The 15639-nt window shown below is 69.4% G+C and carries 16 protein-coding genes; 11 read left to right on the top strand and 5 right to left on the bottom strand.

The window, feature by feature from the left end:
- Positions 1-109 precede the first annotated feature (109 nt).
- Together NDR87_RS05280 and NDR87_RS05275 are read left to right on the top strand one after the other, a co-directional pair.
- Positions 110-844 (top strand): response regulator transcription factor, encoded by a 735-nt coding sequence (locus tag NDR87_RS05280; RefSeq protein ID WP_251909923.1) that lies wholly within the window; start codon positions 110-112, stop codon positions 842-844.
- Positions 841-2277: a HAMP domain-containing sensor histidine kinase gene (locus NDR87_RS05275; RefSeq protein WP_286013109.1), complete on the top strand. Its 1437-nt coding sequence runs from the start codon at positions 841-843 to the stop codon at positions 2275-2277. Before NDR87_RS05280 ends, NDR87_RS05275 begins: the two co-directional genes overlap by 4 nt.
- A 13-nt stretch (positions 2278-2290) precedes the next feature.
- Here NDR87_RS05275 and NDR87_RS05270 read toward each other — a convergent pair whose 3' ends face one another.
- A complete protein-coding gene (locus tag NDR87_RS05270) occupies positions 2291-2716 on the bottom strand; it encodes an HIT family protein (protein WP_251909924.1) in 426 nt (141 codons plus the stop codon).
- A 183-nt stretch (positions 2717-2899) separates the two neighbouring features.
- Here NDR87_RS05270 and purD point away from each other — a divergent pair, with 183 nt between their 5' ends.
- Positions 2900-4177 (top strand): phosphoribosylamine--glycine ligase, encoded by a 1278-nt coding sequence (gene purD / locus NDR87_RS05265; RefSeq protein ID WP_251909925.1) that lies wholly within the window; start codon positions 2900-2902, stop codon positions 4175-4177.
- Between the two features lie 5 nt (positions 4178-4182).
- Here purD and NDR87_RS05260 read toward each other — a convergent pair whose 3' ends face one another.
- Positions 4183-5193, bottom strand: coding sequence for a M23 family metallopeptidase (locus NDR87_RS05260; protein WP_251909926.1), 1011 nt, complete (start codon positions 5191-5193; stop codon positions 4183-4185).
- Positions 5194-5316: 123 nt separating this feature from the next.
- On the opposite strand from NDR87_RS05260, the gene NDR87_RS05255 reads away from it, so the two are divergent.
- The 5 genes from NDR87_RS05255 to NDR87_RS05235 all read left to right on the top strand — a co-directional run bounded on the left by NDR87_RS05255 (position 5317) and on the right by NDR87_RS05235 (position 10271).
- On the top strand, positions 5317-6483 hold the full coding sequence (locus NDR87_RS05255) for a pyridoxal phosphate-dependent aminotransferase (RefSeq protein WP_251909927.1): 1167 nt from the start codon (positions 5317-5319) through the stop codon (positions 6481-6483).
- A 177-nt stretch (positions 6484-6660) separates the two neighbouring features.
- The gene (locus NDR87_RS05250; RefSeq protein WP_251909928.1) at positions 6661-7347 is read left to right on the top strand and encodes a TetR family transcriptional regulator; all 687 of its coding nucleotides are present in this window, start codon (positions 6661-6663) and stop codon (positions 7345-7347) included.
- A gap of 11 nt (positions 7348-7358) precedes the next feature.
- On the top strand, positions 7359-8780 hold the full coding sequence (gene purB / locus NDR87_RS05245) for an adenylosuccinate lyase (protein ID WP_251909929.1): 1422 nt from the start codon (positions 7359-7361) through the stop codon (positions 8778-8780).
- 10 nt (positions 8781-8790) lie between these two features.
- Positions 8791-9222 (top strand): HIT family protein, encoded by a 432-nt coding sequence (locus tag NDR87_RS05240; protein ID WP_251909930.1) that lies wholly within the window; start codon positions 8791-8793, stop codon positions 9220-9222.
- Between the two features lie 89 nt (positions 9223-9311).
- Positions 9312-10271, top strand: coding sequence for an alpha/beta hydrolase family protein (locus NDR87_RS05235; protein ID WP_251909931.1), 960 nt, complete (start codon positions 9312-9314; stop codon positions 10269-10271).
- A gap of 43 nt (positions 10272-10314) precedes the next feature.
- Here NDR87_RS05235 and NDR87_RS05230 read toward each other — a convergent pair whose 3' ends face one another.
- A complete protein-coding gene (locus NDR87_RS05230) occupies positions 10315-10530 on the bottom strand; it encodes a DUF397 domain-containing protein (protein ID WP_251909932.1) in 216 nt (71 codons plus the stop codon).
- A 573-nt stretch (positions 10531-11103) separates the two neighbouring features.
- Here NDR87_RS05230 and NDR87_RS05225 point away from each other — a divergent pair.
- Together NDR87_RS05225 and NDR87_RS05220 are read left to right on the top strand one after the other, a co-directional pair.
- Positions 11104-11319, top strand: coding sequence for a hypothetical protein (locus NDR87_RS05225; RefSeq protein ID WP_251909933.1), 216 nt, complete (start codon positions 11104-11106; stop codon positions 11317-11319).
- Between the two features lie 72 nt (positions 11320-11391).
- The gene (locus NDR87_RS05220; RefSeq protein ID WP_251909934.1) at positions 11392-13527 is read left to right on the top strand and encodes a S9 family peptidase; all 2136 of its coding nucleotides are present in this window, start codon (positions 11392-11394) and stop codon (positions 13525-13527) included.
- Positions 13528-13529: 2 nt separating this feature from the next.
- Here the strand turns inward: NDR87_RS05220 and NDR87_RS05215 are convergent, their stop codons facing one another.
- Positions 13530-13820, bottom strand: a complete 291-nt coding sequence (locus NDR87_RS05215; RefSeq protein ID WP_251909935.1) for a hypothetical protein — start codon at positions 13818-13820, stop codon at positions 13530-13532.
- Positions 13821-13963: 143 nt separating this feature from the next.
- On the opposite strand from NDR87_RS05215, the gene NDR87_RS05210 reads away from it, so the two are divergent.
- A complete protein-coding gene (locus NDR87_RS05210) occupies positions 13964-14665 on the top strand; it encodes a DUF2334 domain-containing protein (protein WP_251909936.1) in 702 nt (233 codons plus the stop codon).
- Positions 14666-14964: 299 nt separating this feature from the next.
- Here NDR87_RS05210 and NDR87_RS05205 read toward each other — a convergent pair whose 3' ends face one another.
- Entirely contained in the window at positions 14965-15582 is a 618-nt protein-coding gene (locus NDR87_RS05205; RefSeq protein ID WP_251909937.1) for a LysE/ArgO family amino acid transporter, read from the bottom strand.
- Between the last annotated feature and the right edge of the window lie 57 nt (positions 15583-15639).

Raw genomic sequence — 15639 nt, 5'->3', positions numbered from 1 at the left:
CGTCATCCGGTGACGAGGACCTTTGCGTTCAGGGCTCGGTAGGCCGTTCCCAGGAAACTCCCAGCGAAGGCTCAGCGAGCTGTCCCGTATGGGGTGGACGATGGTCGGCATGAACGGTGTGCCGGATCGGACGCCCGAGGCTCGGGTGCTGGTGATCGATGACGAGCCGATGATCGTCGAGCTGCTGTCGGTGAGCCTGCGCTATCAGGGGTTCGAGGTGGCCGCCGCGGGCGATGGGGCCGAGGGGCTGGACCGGGCCAAGACGTTCCGGCCAGATGCGCTCATCGTCGACGTCATGATGCCGGGGATGGACGGGTTCGGGTTGCTGCGGCGGCTGCGCGCCGATGGGATCGATGCGCCGGTGCTGTTCCTGACCGCCCGCGACGAGGTGGAGGACAAGGTCACCGGGCTGACCCTGGGTGCGGACGACTACGTCACCAAACCCTTCAGCCTGGAGGAGGTGGTGGCGCGGCTGCGGGTCATTCTGCGCCGCTCCGGTCATGCGCTGGCCGAACGCAAATCGTCGCGGCTGAGGTTCGAGGACATCGAGCTCGACGACGACACCCACGAGGTGTGGAAGGCGGGCGAACCGGTGTCGCTGTCACCGACGGAGTTCACCCTGCTGCGGTACTTCATGGTGAACGCGGGCACGGTGCTGAGCAAACCGCGCATCCTCGACCACGTCTGGCGCTACGACTTCGGCGGCGAGGTCGGCGTGGTCGAGACCTACGTGTCGTATCTGCGCAAGAAGGTGGATACCGGCCCGGACCGGCTGATCCACACGCTGCGCGGCGTCGGCTACGTGATGCGCGCTCCCAGCCGCAGCAGGTCGTCGGCCACATGAGCGGGATGCGCCGGGCGCTCACCCATCGCCTGGCGTCGGTGCCACTGCGGGTGACGCTGGTCGTCGCGCTGGTGTCGTTGGCGGCGCTGGGGCTGCTGGTGTCCGGGGTCGCGGTGACCTCGGCGATGCAGCGCGTGCTGCTCGACAGCGTGGACCGGCAGATCGTTCAGGTCGCGCACGGTGCGGCCGATCCCAATCGGCCGCCGCCACCGCCGCGGCCGGGCATGGACCGCAGCTTCATGCCGTTCTATGTCAACGTCAAGGACCCCAACGGAAGTCTGGTCCGGGTGGAGGGTCCGGATCGGAATCTGCCGGAGATTCCCGCCGATCTCGACCGCCGTCCGCGCACGGTCGGTTCGGTCGGCGATCCCGATCTGCACTGGCGGGCCGTGCGAATCGTCTCCCCGCAGGGTGGGACCGCGGTGGTGGCGCAGCGGCTCACCGAGACCGAGAACATCGTCGATCGGCTGATCGGACTCGAGGTGGTGGTCGGCGCGCTGGTGCTGGCGGCGCTGGCGGTGGTGGCGCAGTTGGTGATCCGGGGCAGCCTGCGGCCGCTGCGCGAGGTGGAGAAGACGGCGGCGGCCATCGCCGGGGGTGATCTGGATCGGCGAGTTCCGGTGCAGGGCACCAATACCGAGGTGGACCGGCTCTCGCAGTCGCTCAACGGCATGCTCACCCAGATCCAGCACGCCTTCGCCACGACCGAGGCATCCGAGGAGGCGGCGCGGCGCTCGGAGGCGAAGATGCGCCGGTTCGTCGCCGATGCGAGCCATGAGCTGCGCACGCCGCTGACCACGATCAAGGGTTTCGCGGAGCTGTATCGGCAAGGGGCGCTGGCGGATCCGGCGATGTTCATGGACCGGATCGAGCGCGAGTCCACTCGGATGGGCCTGCTGGTCGAGGATCTGCTCATGCTGGCGCGGCTGGACGCGCAACGGCCGCTGGATCGGCGGCCGGTGGATCTGCTCGCGCTGGCCAGCGATGCCGTGCACAATGCGCGGGCCGTCGCCGCCGCCCAGCGGCCGGAGGGGCCCGCGCGGCCGATCGATCTCGAAATCCGGCCCGGCAGTGGGACGTTGGAGGTCCCCGGGGACGAGGCGCGGCTGCGGCAGGTGCTGGCGAATCTGGTCAACAACGCCCTCATCCACACCCCGCCCAGCGCGGCGGTGACGGTGCGGCTGACCCCGGCCGCGCAAGACGTGCTGGTCGAGGTCGCCGATACCGGCCCGGGCCTGCCGCCGGAACAGGCCGAGCGGATCTTCGAGCGGTTCTACCGCACCGACACCTCGCGCAGCCGCGACAGTGGCGGCACCGGGCTCGGCCTGTCCATCGTGCAGGCCCTCGTCGACGCGCACGGCGGCACGGTGTCGGTATCGAGCGCGGTCGGCGCGGGCACCACCTTCACCGTGCGGCTGCCGCGCACGACGTAGCGGCCTGACGAAGTCAGTCAGGAACATTCGCTCCGTAGCCCAGATCCCGCAGGGCCTGCTTGATCTTCTCCTGGGCCTCGTCCAGGGATTCCTTGCTCGGATCCTGCTCGGCCTGAGAAATATTGAAATCACCCAGTTCGAAGGCCGGAAAGACGTGCACATGCAGATGCGGCACCTCGAGTCCCGCGATGAGCAGGCCCGCCCGCGGCGCCGACCAGGCCGCCCGAACCGCCCGGCCGATCTTCTGCGCCACCCCGTTCAGCCGCGCGAACGTGCCGGGATCGATGTCCTGCCACTGATCGATCTCCTTGCGCGGCACGACGAGCGTATGCCCCTGGGTGATCGGTGCGATGGTCAGGAACGCCACGAACTCGTCGTCCTCCCACACGAACCGCCCGGGCAGCTGACCGGCGATGATCGCGCTGAATACAGAAGCCATGCCCCGAGTCTAGGTACCCGAAATCCCGGCAGTCCTCGCCCCGACGCGACCACAGCGGAGCGAGCCCGACGAGACATGCAGGCCCCGCGAACACGCCGCGACGAAGGAGCGGCAATCGAACACAGCCGCGAACACGCCGGAGCGAAGCGAAGGCCATAAACACAGTCTTCTAAGCTGTCGTGCGTGCGCGTACTCGTCATCGGTTCCGGAGCCCGTGAACACGCCCTCGTGGAAGCCCTGCGCCGGGACCCGGGGGTGCGCGCGATCTGCGCGGCGCCCGGTAATCCCGGGATCGCCCAGCACGCCGAGATCAGGCCCGTCGATCCGTGCAGTGCCGAGGCGGTGGTCGGGCTGGCCCGCGAATTCGAGGCCGATCTGGTGGTGATCGGGCCCGAGGTGCCGCTGGTGCTCGGCATCGCCGACGCGGTGCGCGCGGCCGGAATCGCCTGCTTCGGACCGTCGGCGGCCGCGGCCCGGATCGAGGGCTCGAAGGCGTTCGCCAAGGATGTGATGGCCGCGGCCGGGGTGCGCACCGCGCACAGCGAGGTCGTCGACCATCCGGGTGAGCTGGATGCCGCGCTGGATCGGTTCGGGCCGACCTGGGTGGTGAAGGACGACGGGCTGGCCGCGGGTAAGGGCGTGGTGGTGACCGCCGACCGCTCCGCCGCCCGCGATCACGGCGCCGAACTTCTCGAGCAGGGGCATCCGGTACTGCTGGAGTCGTTCCTGGACGGGCCCGAGGTGTCGCTGTTCTGTCTGGTGGACGGCGAGACCGTGGTGCCGCTGCTGCCCGCGCAGGATCACAAGCGCGTCGGGGACGGCGATACCGGACCCAATACCGGCGGTATGGGCGCCTACACCCCGCTGCCCTGGTTACCCGCGGCGACGGTTGAGGAAATCGTCACCGAGGTGGTGGAACCCGTTGCGGCGGAACTGGTCCGGCGCGGCGCGCCGTTCTCCGGCCTGCTCTACGCCGGGCTGGCGATCGGCCAGGCGGGACCCGCCGTGGTCGAATTCAACTGCCGCTTCGGCGATCCCGAGACCCAGGCCGTACTGGCCCTGCTGGACAGCCCGCTCGGCGCGCTGCTGCACGCCACCGCCACCGGCACCCTCGCCCAGGCCGAGCGGCCGCGCTGGAAGGACGGCTCGGCGATCACCGTGGTCCTCGCCGCCGAGAATTACCCCGCCCGCCCCCGCACCGGCGACGTCATCTCCGGCACCGACACCGCCGAGCCGAATACCGAAGTGCTGCACGCGGGTACGTCGCTGCGGGCCGACGGCGCCCTGCTGTCCGCCGGCGGCCGGGTCCTCAACGTCGTCGCCACCGGCGCCGACCTCACCGAGGCCCGTACCCGCGCCTACGACCGCATCCGCGGCATCAAACTTCCCGGCAGCCACTACCGCACCGATATCGCCCTGGCCGCCGTCGAGGACCGCATCTCCATCCCGGCCCGGGTCTAGCGCGCTCAGCCCAGTCTGAGGCCGTGCAAGGCCAACCAGGGCTGGGGATCGACGTGCCGCCCGCCCACCAGGACCTCGAAGTGCAGATGCGGTCCGGTGGAGTCGCCGCGGTTGCCCACGCGGGCGATCTGCTGTCCGGCCCGGACGCGTTCGCCGACCGAGACCGAGAAGTCGTACATGTGGCCGTAGACGGTGACGGATCCGTCGTTGTGGCGCACCCGAACCCAGAGGCCGAACCCCTGGGCGGGTCCGGCGTCGATCACGACGCCGTCGGCGACCGCGTAGATCGGGGAGCCGATGGGTGCGGCGATATCGATGCCCCAATGGAACGTGCCCCAACGCTGTCCGTAACCGGAGGTGAACACGCCACGTGCGGGAAGGACGAAACCACCGATATTGGGCAGGATCGCGCCGGGCAGGGTGGTGACCGGTCCGTTGATCCAGGGCTGCGCCTCACCGGCCACCGCCGCGGCGGCCTCGGCCTTGGCGCGTTCGAGGGTGGCGCGGGCGGCCGCGGCGACGACCTGGGCCTCGCGCAGCCGCTCGCCGTTGTTGATGGCATTGAGGAAGCGCCTGCTCGACTCCGCGGGCGCGCGCACCTGCAGCGGGTAGGCGACGGGCACGCGCTGCGCGGTTCCGGGCGGGGGTGAGCCGTCCACCGGCCGGGGCGCGATGGTGTCGGCGGCGGCGAACAGGGCGATCGCGAGCAGGCCCGCGAGCAGCACGCGATGCTGGAACAGCCACGCCCGCAACGGCGGCCACTGTTCGCGGGCATAGGCCCGCCAGTCGCGGCGCGCGTATTCGCGCCAGTCCACGGCCGCCAGTCGCCGGACCAGGATTCGAGCCTGTGCGACCAGACGTCGCGCATGCGCCACCCACCCACGGCCGCGCCGTGAGCCCGGTTGGTGTTCCCGGCCCGCTTCGTGCCGGGACCGCCGCAACTCGCTGCGCCAGTCGGGCCGGATCACGGTCCAACCCCCCTCGTACGGCTTCGCGCGGCGTGCCTGGTCAGGCATTCTGCCGACGATAACAGGACGATTGCCCAAGTGGCAGAGCACCCGGGCAGAACTCAGAGTCGTCTCAGGAATGGCGGAAAATACCCCGGGCGCGTCGGCGGCCGGTGTTCTACCGTCGTCGAGGTGCGCAGTGAATCCAGACGATCGGCCGTGCCCACCTTCTACGTCATGGATGTCTGGAAGGCGGCCGCCGAGCGCGCCCGTACCCACGGCGATGTGCTCGTACTGGCCGCCGGACAGCCCTCGACCCCCGCCCCGGTTCCGGTGCTGCGGGCCACCAAGACCGCGCTGGACGCCGAATTGCTGGGCTACACCGAGACTTTCGGCATTCTGCCGCTGCGCCAGGTCATCGCCGAGCATCACATCCGCACCTACGGCTACCACGTCCACGCCGACGACGTGGTGATCACCACCGGCTCGTCGGGCGCGTTCACGCTGATCTTCCTGGCCGCCTTCGATCCGGGCGACACCGTGGTCGTCGCGCGCCCGGGCTATCCGGCCTATCGCAACACCCTGACCGCCCTGGGCTGCCGGGTGATCGAACTCGACTGCGGCCCGCAGCACCGCTTCCAGCCCACGGTCGCCATGCTCGACGCCCTGCCCGAACCGCCCGCGGGCCTGATCGTCGCGAGCCCGGCCAACCCCACCGGAACCATGATCGCCCCCGCCGAACTGGCCGCCCTGGCCCGCTGGTGCGATGAACACGGGACGCTGCTGATCTCCGACGAGATCTACCACGGGATCGTCTATCCGGGCATCGATACCGAATCCACCTCCTCGGCCTGGCAGACCTCGCGCGAGGCGGTCGTCATCGGCTCGGTGTCGAAGTACTTCTCGATGACCGGCTGGCGGCTGGGCTGGATGCTCGCCCCGCCCCGGCTACGCCCCGCCCTGCAGCGGCTGGCCTCGAATATGACGGTGTGCCCGCCCGCGATCTCGCAGTACGCCGCGCTGCACGCCTTCGGCCCGGAGGCCAGGGCCGAACTCGACGGCCACGTCCGCCGCTACGCCGAGAATCGCGCGTTGCTGCTCGAGGGCCTGCCCAAACTGGGCATCACCGATCTGGCCCCCGCCGATGGCGCCTTCTACGCCTACGCCGATATCGCCCATCTCACCGACGATTCGACGCGCTGGTGCGCGGATCTGCTGGCGCACACCGGCGTGGCCCTGGCGCCGGGCGTCGATTTCGACACCGTCAATGGAAACCACACGGTCCGTATCTCGTTCGCGGGTGCGACCGCCGACATCGAGGAGGCGCTGGTCCGGTTGGGTCGGTATCTCGAGCCCTGAGCCGGACTGTCCCGCAAAGACTTTCCGTTCTCGCCCACTCAGCGCGCCGGGATGGGGTAGAAAAACGTAGGTTGTGATTTCAACACCCTCCGATGTTTGCCTCCGGCGAACTGGATTTCCGCATTGATCGCACCGATTTGGTACGGATGAACCGATGACGACTGGCACGATGACACGGTGATCACCGCGACGACCCCGAAAGGCGAACGGCGTCGCCAGGCCCTGGTTGCGGCTGCCGCCGAATTGCTGCTCGAAGGTGGTTTCGACGCCGTACGGCACCGCTCGGTGGCCACGCGCGCGGACCTGCCGCTGGCGTCGACGACCTACTACTTCGAGTCGCTGGAGGACCTGATCGCGCGCGCGGTCGAATTCAGCGGCAACGCCGAACTGGACGCCATGCGAAGGCGGGTGGGCGAGGTGACCCACCGCCGCCGCGGCGCCGAGGCGACCGTCGACCTGGTGCTGGACCTGCTGGTCGGCGCCGACGGGCACGACGAGCGGGGCCGCCTGATCGCGCGCTACGAGCGTTCGGTGGCCTCGGCGCGCCATCCCGAACTACGCGAGGTGCAACTGCGACTACGCAGCCAGCTCGACGAGCTGCTGGCCGATGTGCTGCGCCGGTCCGATCGGGTGGTACGGACCGAACAGCTGCGCCGACTGGTCGCGGTGGTCGACGGGGCGGTCGTGGCCGCCCTGACCGAACAGGACCCGCAACCGCGCCGGGTCGCGCGGGGCGCGCTATTGGAGCTGATCGACGTGATCGCCCCGCCCGCCCGCGGCCCGGAACCGATCGGCGCGGGCGCCGACGGGGGCCGCGGCCGCCCGGTGACCTCCGACTCCGGAGGCCCGCCCTACTCCCACTAAACTGGCTGCTCGTGAGCCTCGTTCCCAATGTCCTCGCCACCCGCTACGCCAGTCCGGAATTGGTCCGGCTGTGGTCGCCCGAACACAAGATCGTGCTCGAGCGGCGGCTGTGGCTGGAGGTGCTGCGGGCGCAGGCGGAGCTGGGTGTGGATGTGCCCGCGGGCGTGGTGGAGGACTACGAGCGGGTACTCGAGCGGGTCGACCTCGCCTCGATCGCCGAGCGCGAGCGGGTGACTCGCCACGATGTGAAGGCGCGCATCGAGGAGTTCAACGCGCTGGCCGGGCACGAGCACATCCACAAGGGCATGACCAGCCGCGATCTCACCGAGAACGTGGAGCAGCTGCAGATCCGGCTCTCGCTCGAACACGTTCACGCGCACGGCGTCGCGGTGGCGGCGCGGCTGGCGGAGCGGGCCGCCGAATATCAGAGCCTGGTGATGGCCGGTCGCTCGCACAATGTGGCCGCCCAGGCGACCACGCTGGGCAAGCGATTCGCCTCGGCCGCCGACGAACTGCTGATCGCGCTGGCCCGGCTGCGGGAGCTGATCGACCGATATCCGTTGCGCGGCATCAAGGGTCCGATGGGCACCGCCCAGGACATGCTCGATCTGCTCGGCGGCGATGCGGGCAAACTGACACAGCTCGAACAGAAGGTGGCCCGGCACTTGGGCTTTGCCACCGTGCTGACCAGCGTGGGCCAGGTGTATCCGCGGTCGCTGGACCACGATGTGATCTCCGCCCTGGTCCAGATCGGCGCGGGCCCTTCGTCGTTCGCGCACACCGTGCGGCTGATGGCCGGGCACGAACTGGTCACCGAGGGCTTCCAGCCGGGCCAGGTGGGCAGTTCGGCCATGCCGCACAAGATGAACACCCGCTCCTGTGAGCGGGTGAACGGCCTGCAGGTGGTGCTGCGCGGCTACGCGTCGATGGCCGCGGAACTGGCCGGGGCGCAGTGGAACGAGGGCGACGTGTTCTGCTCGGTGGTGCGCCGGGTCGCGCTGCCGGACGCCTTCTTCGCCGTCGACGGCATGATGGAGACGTTCCTGACCGTGCTCGCCGAATTCGGCGCGTATCCGGCGGTCATCGATCGCGAACTCAACCGCTATCTGCCGTTCCTGGCCACCACCCGCATCCTGATGGCGGCCGTGCGCGCCGGGGTGGGCCGCGAGACCGCGCACGAGGTCATCAAGGAGCACGCGGTCGCGGTCGCGCTGGCCATGCGCGAACAGGGTCGCGAACCCGATCTGCTGGACCGCCTGGCCGCCGACGAGCGCCTGCCGCTCTCGCGCGCCGATCTCGATGCGGCCCTGGCCGACAAGTCGGTGTTCATCGGCGCGGCGCAGGCGCAGGTTTCGGATGTCATCGCCCAGGTGCAGAAGCTGGTGGCGGCGAATCCGGAGGCCGCGCGCTACACCCCGTCGCCGATCCTGTAGTTCTCGGAAGATGAACCCGTACACGATCTTTGCCGATATCGTCGCCGGGCGGGCACCTTCGTCGAAGGTGTACGAGGACGAGGACGTCTTGGCGTTCATGGATATTCGGCCGATGACGCCCGGACATCTGCTGGTGATTCCGAAGGTGCCCGCGCGCAGCCTGTCCGAACTCGATCCGGCGATCGGCGGCAAGCTGTTCCAGGTCGGGCAGCGGCTGGCGGCGGCGCTGCGGTCCTCCGAGGTGAACTGTGACGGTGTGAACTTCTTTCTGGCCGACGGCGTGACCGCGGGTCAGGAGGTGTTCCACGTGCACCTGCACGTCATCCCGCGCACCCCGGGCGACGGTTTCGGGCTGCGCGGGCGGCCGACCACGCCCCCGCGCGCCGATCTGGACTATCTGGCGGCCTCGATCCGCGGGGCGCTGGAACGCGCCGAGCGCTGAACGATTGCTAAACGATCACACCACCGCCTGAAAAGCCCCGTCTGAGCTACGTTGAATGCGTATTTGATGGGGCTGATGGAGGTGGGGAGATGCGTGTTCGAGCCGTTGCTGTAGTTGTGCTAGCGGTGACATTGGGCGTCGGGGCTCCGTTGTCCGGCCCGGTGCCCGGGGCGAGCGCGGCCCGGATCGTCCGGATCGACGACCTCGGCCCGCGGCGGTCGGCGGTCCTCATCGACTCGCCCGCCATGGACCGCGCCGTGCAGGTGCAGGTGCTGCATCCGCCGGGCGGCGGCGCGCGGCCCACCTACTATCTGCTCGACGGCCTGGATCCGGGGACCGGGCAGAGCACCTGGACCAATGCCACCGACGCCGAGAACTTCTTCGCGGGCAAGAACGTCAATGTGGTGCTGCCGCTGGGCGGCCAGGCCAGCTACTACACCGATTGGCAGCGCGACGATCCGCGCTTCGGCCGCTACCGCTGGGAGACGTTCCTGACCCGCGAACTGCCGCCGATCATCGATGCCGCGTTCGCGGGCAACGGCGTGAACGCGATCGGCGGGCTGTCCATGGGCGGGATCGCGGCCTTCGTCCTGGCCGCGCGTCATCCGGGCCGCTATCGCGCGGTCGCCGGGTACAGCGCATGTCCGGATCTGGGCCTGGCGCAGGGCGCGATGCTGTTCTCCATCGCCAATCGAGGCGGCGATCCGGCCAATATGTGGGGTCCGCCCGGCAGTCCGGCCTGGGCCGAACACGATCCGGCCCTGCTCGCGGATCGCCTGCGCGGCAAGACGATCTACCTGTCCACCGGGACCGGCATTCCGGGGCCGCACGAGGCGGAGATCAAACCGCAGCTGCCGGAGAACATCTTCTTCGGCGGGCCGATCGAGGCGGGCGTCGACGCCTGTGTGACGGCATTCGAGCAGCGGTTGCGCGGTATGGACATTCCGGCACGCGTCGACCACAGTCCGGTGGGGACGCATTCGTGGTCGTACTGGCAGGACACGCTGCACGGGTCGTGGAGTTCCTTGGCTCCCGCCCTGGGGGCGTGAGCCAGGGACCAGGAAACGGCACCGGGCGTAGGCGTCGAACGCTTTACGTCCCAGGCCGGTTGAACTCACCATCCTTGGCGCCCGCCACGAAGGCGCGCCACTCGCCGGGCGTGAAGATCAGGGTGGGGCCGTCCGGGTTCTTGGCGTCGCGCAGGCCGATATTGCCGCTGGCGAGGAAGGCCACCTCGACGCCGCCCGCGCCGTCGCCGCTGCGGTGCCACACGGCATCGGGTTCGATCTCACGGTTCTTCTGTTCCACGCGTGCTCCTGTCCGTTCGACGTCGGCTCGAGCGGGAGCGGGATCGGGCCCCCGGGGATAGACAGTAGTCAGGCGAAACCGGGCGCGCGGGCGTTCCGGAACCGAGATATTCCGGCCACTTTCGGTTATCCGGTTTCACGAATTCCGCGACCATTCCGAAATGCCCGCCGAAATGATCCGAACCACAGCCGCGGCAAGTCGCGAGCCGAGGCGGCCGCCGGGCTGTGGCGAGAGACACTCCGGGCACGGTGTCGAGGCCCCCGGACACCGCGGGGCGCATCTCCGCTCGGCTCACCTCGCATCGGCCGCACCGCCCGCGACCTGCGACAGCCGACGTAGCGGCCGCCTCCCGTGGCCCTCGCGGACCGCTCGGTTTCGGCGCTGGTGGGCGGCGCGCGCGGCATTTACCTCGCGACCGCGACAATTCTCCTGGTTTACCCGGCAACCGAATCGGAAACACACACCACTGTGGCTTATTTACGGCGTCGAGCGGAGCAGGCCGATCTCCCCGCCCGAGGGCCGGAAAATTGTGTGACGCGCCACACTGTACGCACGACCAGGATGGAGCACCGCATGGCACCCGTCTTCGACAGTTGCGCGGTGGTGCCCCGGCACCTCACCGTCGAGCAGGCTCACAACATCTTGCACATCCACCGCAGCTGCCCCACCGATCAGTGTCCGCGCCGCAAGGCCGCCCTGTACTTCCTGATGGATTCTCGCCGCGCCCCACGCCCGAACGGCCGCCCTACCGGCCGGCCGGCGCCGCGGCCCGCCTCCGGACTGTCCTAGCGAAGCGGCGATCGGCCGCGACTCGGGTGACCTGACCACGAAGGCCGGGCGCCGCCCATTACGGTGGAGCGCATGGCTCTCGACAGTGGTACCGGAACGATCCCGATCGCCAAGAAGGTGCCCACCACGCGCGTGCACCACGGCGACACCTTCGTCGACGAGTACGAGTGGCTGCGCGACAAGGACGACCCGGAGGTGATCGCCTACCTCGAGGCGGAGAACGCCTACACCGAGGCGCAGACCGCCCAGCTGCAGCCGCTGCGGGACAAGATCTTCGACGAGATCAAGTCCCGGACGCTCGAGACCGATCTGTCCGTCCCGGCCCGGATGGGCGACTACTGGTACTACTCCCGCTCCTTCGAGGGCAAGCAGTACGGCGTGCACTGCCGCTGCCGGATCGACGACCCGGACGACTGGACACCCCCGCGGCTGGAGGCCGACACCGAGGTCACGGGCGAGGAGATCCTGCTCGACAGCAATGTCCTCGCCGAGGGGCACGACTTCTTCGCCCTCGGGGCGTTCTCGATCAGCCACGACGGCAATCTGCTGGCCTTCTCCGTCGACACCGCCGGAGACGAGCGATACACGCTGCGGTTCAAGGACCTGCGCACCGGCGACCTACTCGGCGACGAGATTCCGGGCACCGCCCCGGGGGCGACCTGGTCGCTGGACGGCACCCACGTCTTCTACCAGACCGTCGACGAGTCCTGGCGGCCCGATACCGTGTGGCGGCATCGGCTGGGCACCGCGCCGGATGCCGACGTCAAGGTCTTCCACGAGCCCGACGAGCGCTACTGGGTGAGCATCGGGGCGAGCCGCTCGGAGAAGTACCTCATGATCTGGGTGGGTTCGAAGATCACCAGCGAGGGTTGGGTGCTCGAATCCGACGATCCCGAGGGTGAATTCCGGGTGCTCATTCCTCGTCGCGAGGGGGTGGAGTACTCGGTCGAGCATGCCGTCGTCGGCGGTCGGGACCGCTTCCTGATCCTGCACAACGATGTCGTGGACGGTGTGAAGGCGGAGAACTTCGTGCTGGCCGAGGCGCCGGTCGACGATCCGTCGAATATGACGCTGCTGATTCCGCACCGCGACGACGTCCGGCTCGAGGACATCGACTGTTTCGCCGATCATCTGGTGCTGTCCTACCGCCGCGAGGCCCTGCCGCGAGTCGCGGTGTGGCCGTTGACCTCCGAGGGCTACGGCGAGCCGAAGGAGCTGGAGTTCGGGCTCGAGCTGTCCTCGGCGGGCGTCGGCTCCAATCCGGAATGGGCGCAGCCGACGCTGCGGATCGGGGTGACCTCGTTCATCACGCCGATGCAGGTGTTCGACTATGTGCCCGCCACCGGTGAACTGCTGCTGCGCAAGGAGCAGCCGGTACTCGGCGGCTACGACGCGAACGATTACGAGCAGCACCGGGATTGGGCCGTCGCCGCGGACGGCACCCGGGTGCCGATCTCGATCGTGCGGCGCAAGGATCTGCCCGCCGGGCCGAAACCGTTGCTGCTCTACGGATATGGCTCCTACGAGGCCAGCATTGATCCGGGCTTCTCGGTGTCGCGGCTGTCGCTGCTGGACCGCGGCATGGTGTTCGCGATCGCGCACGTACGCGGCGGCGGGGAGATGGGGCGGCTGTGGTACGAGCACGGCAAGACGCTCACCAAGAAGAACACCTTCACCGACTTCGTCTCCTGCGCACGGCATCTCATCGATACCGGGGTGACCGCGCCCGATCGGATGATCGCCGACGGCGGCAGCGCGGGCGGGCTGCTGGTGGGTGCGGTGGCCAACCTCGCGCCGGAGTTGTTCGCGGGCATCCTGGCCAACGTGCCGTTCGTGGATCCGCTCACCTCGATCCTCGACCCGTCGCTGCCGCTGACGGTCATCGAATGGGACGAGTGGGGAAATCCGTTGGCGGACAAGGAGGTCTACGAGTACATGAAGTCGTATTCGCCCTACGAGAACGTCGCGGCGAAGGACTATCCGGCCATCCTGGCGATCACCAGCCTCAACGACACCCGGGTGCTGTACGTGGAACCGGCCAAGTGGGTGGCCAAGCTGCGCGCCACCAAGACCGGTGATTCCCAGCTACTGCTGAAGACCGAGATGAGCGCCGGACACGGCGGCGTGAGCGGGCGCTATGAGAAGTGGAAGGAAGTCGCCTTCGAATACGCCTGGGTGTTGGACACGGTCGGGCTGGCCGACGCGTAGGACTACAGGCCGCAGGTGGCGATGTTGTCCAGCAGCATCCGGCGGTCACGCTCGCGGGCGGACTCGATGCCGCGGTATGCGCCGCGCGAGTCCATGATCGCCAGGTAGGCGTCGGCGATCTGCTCGGGCGTGGCGTCCGGATGCTGACCGCGGACGGTGTCGACGAAGGCGCGGGTGGTGTCGCACTGCTCCTGCCGGGTGAAGATCGGCGGCGGATCGTTCACATCGGCGCGGGCGAGGGCCGGGGCGGCGATCAGGGGGACGGCCAGGGCGGTCAGGAGTGCTGCCTTCACCGGTCCGATCCTACTGGTCATGCGTCCGGTGACTCGAGTTCGTCGCCCGGTCACCGGATGAGTACGAGGTGGACACCTGCCGCCCGCACAGTGGATTGATGACCGCTTCAGGGTCGGTGAACAGCACGAACAGGGGGTCGAGCATGAGCGCGCAACTGATCGTCTCGGTATCCGGTATCCGCGACACCACTCGCGCGGCGGCAATGGACTTCGCCGCGGAGATGGATCGGCGGCACATCCCGCTGTCGCTGCTGGTCGCGCCGCGCCTGAAGGGCAAGTACCGGCTCGCCGAGGACGAGCCGACGCAGCAGTGGTTGCGCGAGCGCCGCGAGCTCGGTGACGCCATCGTGCTGCACGGCTACGACCAGGCCGCCACCAAGCGCCGCCGCGCCGAATTCGCCGCCCTGCCCAAACACGAAGCGCGCCTGCGCCTCATGGCCGCCGACCGGGTGATGGAACGGGTGGGCCTGCGCACGCGCCTGTTCGCCGCCCCGCGCTGGAACGCCTCCGAGGGCGCGATGGCCGCCCTGCCCGACGTCGGTTTCCGCCTGGCCCTGGGCCTCACGGCCATCTACGACCTGGAACGCGACACCTCCCAGCGCTCCTGGGTGCACGGCATCGGTGAAGGCTTCCGCGCCGAGCCCTGGTGGTGCCACGCCCTGGTCCTGAGCGCCGCCCGCACCGCCCGCCGCGGCGGCCTCCTACGCCTGGCGGTATCCGCCGCCCAACTATCCCGTTCGGGCCCGCGCCAAGCCATGCTCGACGCCATCGACCTGGCCCTCTTCCACGAGGCCAGCCCCGACGTCTACCGCTGGGAGCCCTTCGCCCCCGCCCGCGCGGCCTGACCGGCGCACCATTTCCCGCTCGCCGCACCCTTTCTCGCGCTTCGCACCCCCTGTGGCCGCCCGCAATGGGTGCGAGGGCCCACAAAGGGTGCGGCTCCCTCGCACCGCTTCTGGTTCGCCGCACCTTTTTTCGCGCGTCACACCGGCTGTGGCCGCCCGTAATGGGTGCGAGGGCCCACAAAGGGTGCGGCTCCCTCGCACCGCTTCTGGTTCGCCGCACCCCTTCTCGCGCTTCGCACTCGCTTCAGGCGGCCGTAGCGGGTGCGAAGCGCCGGAAAGGGTGCGGCTGGGGCGATTCGCTACTGCAGCAGCAGGCCGATGGCCAGGGTGAGCATGACGGCGGCGATGAGGATGTCGAGTGCGCGCCAGGCGGTGCGGCGGGCGAAGAGGGGGGTGAGGAGGCGGGCGCCGTAGCCGAGGGCGGCGAACCAGACGAGGCTGGCCAGCATCGCGCCCGCGGCCAGGTACCACCGGTTGGGGCCGTAGGTGCTGGCGTAGGAGCCGAGTAGGACCACGGTGTCCAGGTAGACGTGGGGGTTGAGCCAGGTCAGGGCCAGGCAGGTGAGGAAGGTCGCGCCGAGGGCCATCGAGGTATCGGTGGCGTCGGGGGTCAGCGATCCGGCCGTGAGGGCGCGGCGCGCGGCCAGCGCGGCGTAGCCCAGCAGGAAGGCCGCGCCCGCGTAGCGGGCGAGGGTGAGAACCATGGGGGCGGAAGCGACGATCGCGCCGAAGCCGCCCACCCCGGCGGCGATCAGCACCATGTCCGACAGTGCGCAGACCGAGACCACCACCAGCACGTGCTCGCCGCGGATGCCCTGACGCAGGACGAACGCGTTCTGCGCGCCGATCGCCACGATCAGCGACAGCCCGAAACCCAGACCCGACAGGGCCGCCAGCGCGGCGGAGGAAGCATTCACATTCCTCGACGCTATGGCCGGTCCGTGGGACAGACAAGCTAAAGATTTTCAACCATC

It is taken from the genome of Nocardia sp. CDC159 (assembly GCF_023740735.1).
GTDB lineage: Bacteria > Actinomycetota > Actinomycetes > Mycobacteriales > Mycobacteriaceae > Nocardia > Nocardia pulmonis.
The sequence above is the reverse complement of the archived record's forward strand: the minus strand, read 5'-3'. Positions and strand labels throughout refer to the sequence as shown.

Coding starts and splice junctions, on each gene's coding strand:
- NDR87_RS05220 (WP_251909934.1), top strand. CDS start 11,392: ATGGCTCTCGACAGTGGTACCGGAACGATCCCGATCGCCAAGAAGGTG.
- NDR87_RS05240 (WP_251909930.1), top strand. CDS start 8,791: ATGAACCCGTACACGATCTTTGCCGATATCGTCGCCGGGCGGGCACCT.
- NDR87_RS05260 (WP_251909926.1), bottom strand. CDS start 5,193: ATGCCTGACCAGGCACGCCGCGCGAAGCCGTACGAGGGGGGTTGGACC.
- NDR87_RS05275 (WP_286013109.1), top strand. CDS start 841: ATGAGCGGGATGCGCCGGGCGCTCACCCATCGCCTGGCGTCGGTGCCA.
- NDR87_RS05235 (WP_251909931.1), top strand. CDS start 9,312: ATGCGTGTTCGAGCCGTTGCTGTAGTTGTGCTAGCGGTGACATTGGGC.
- NDR87_RS05210 (WP_251909936.1), top strand. CDS start 13,964: ATGAGCGCGCAACTGATCGTCTCGGTATCCGGTATCCGCGACACCACT.
- NDR87_RS05270 (WP_251909924.1), bottom strand. CDS start 2,716: ATGGCTTCTGTATTCAGCGCGATCATCGCCGGTCAGCTGCCCGGGCGG.
- NDR87_RS05225 (WP_251909933.1), top strand. CDS start 11,104: ATGGCACCCGTCTTCGACAGTTGCGCGGTGGTGCCCCGGCACCTCACC.
- NDR87_RS05280 (WP_251909923.1), top strand. CDS start 110: ATGAACGGTGTGCCGGATCGGACGCCCGAGGCTCGGGTGCTGGTGATC.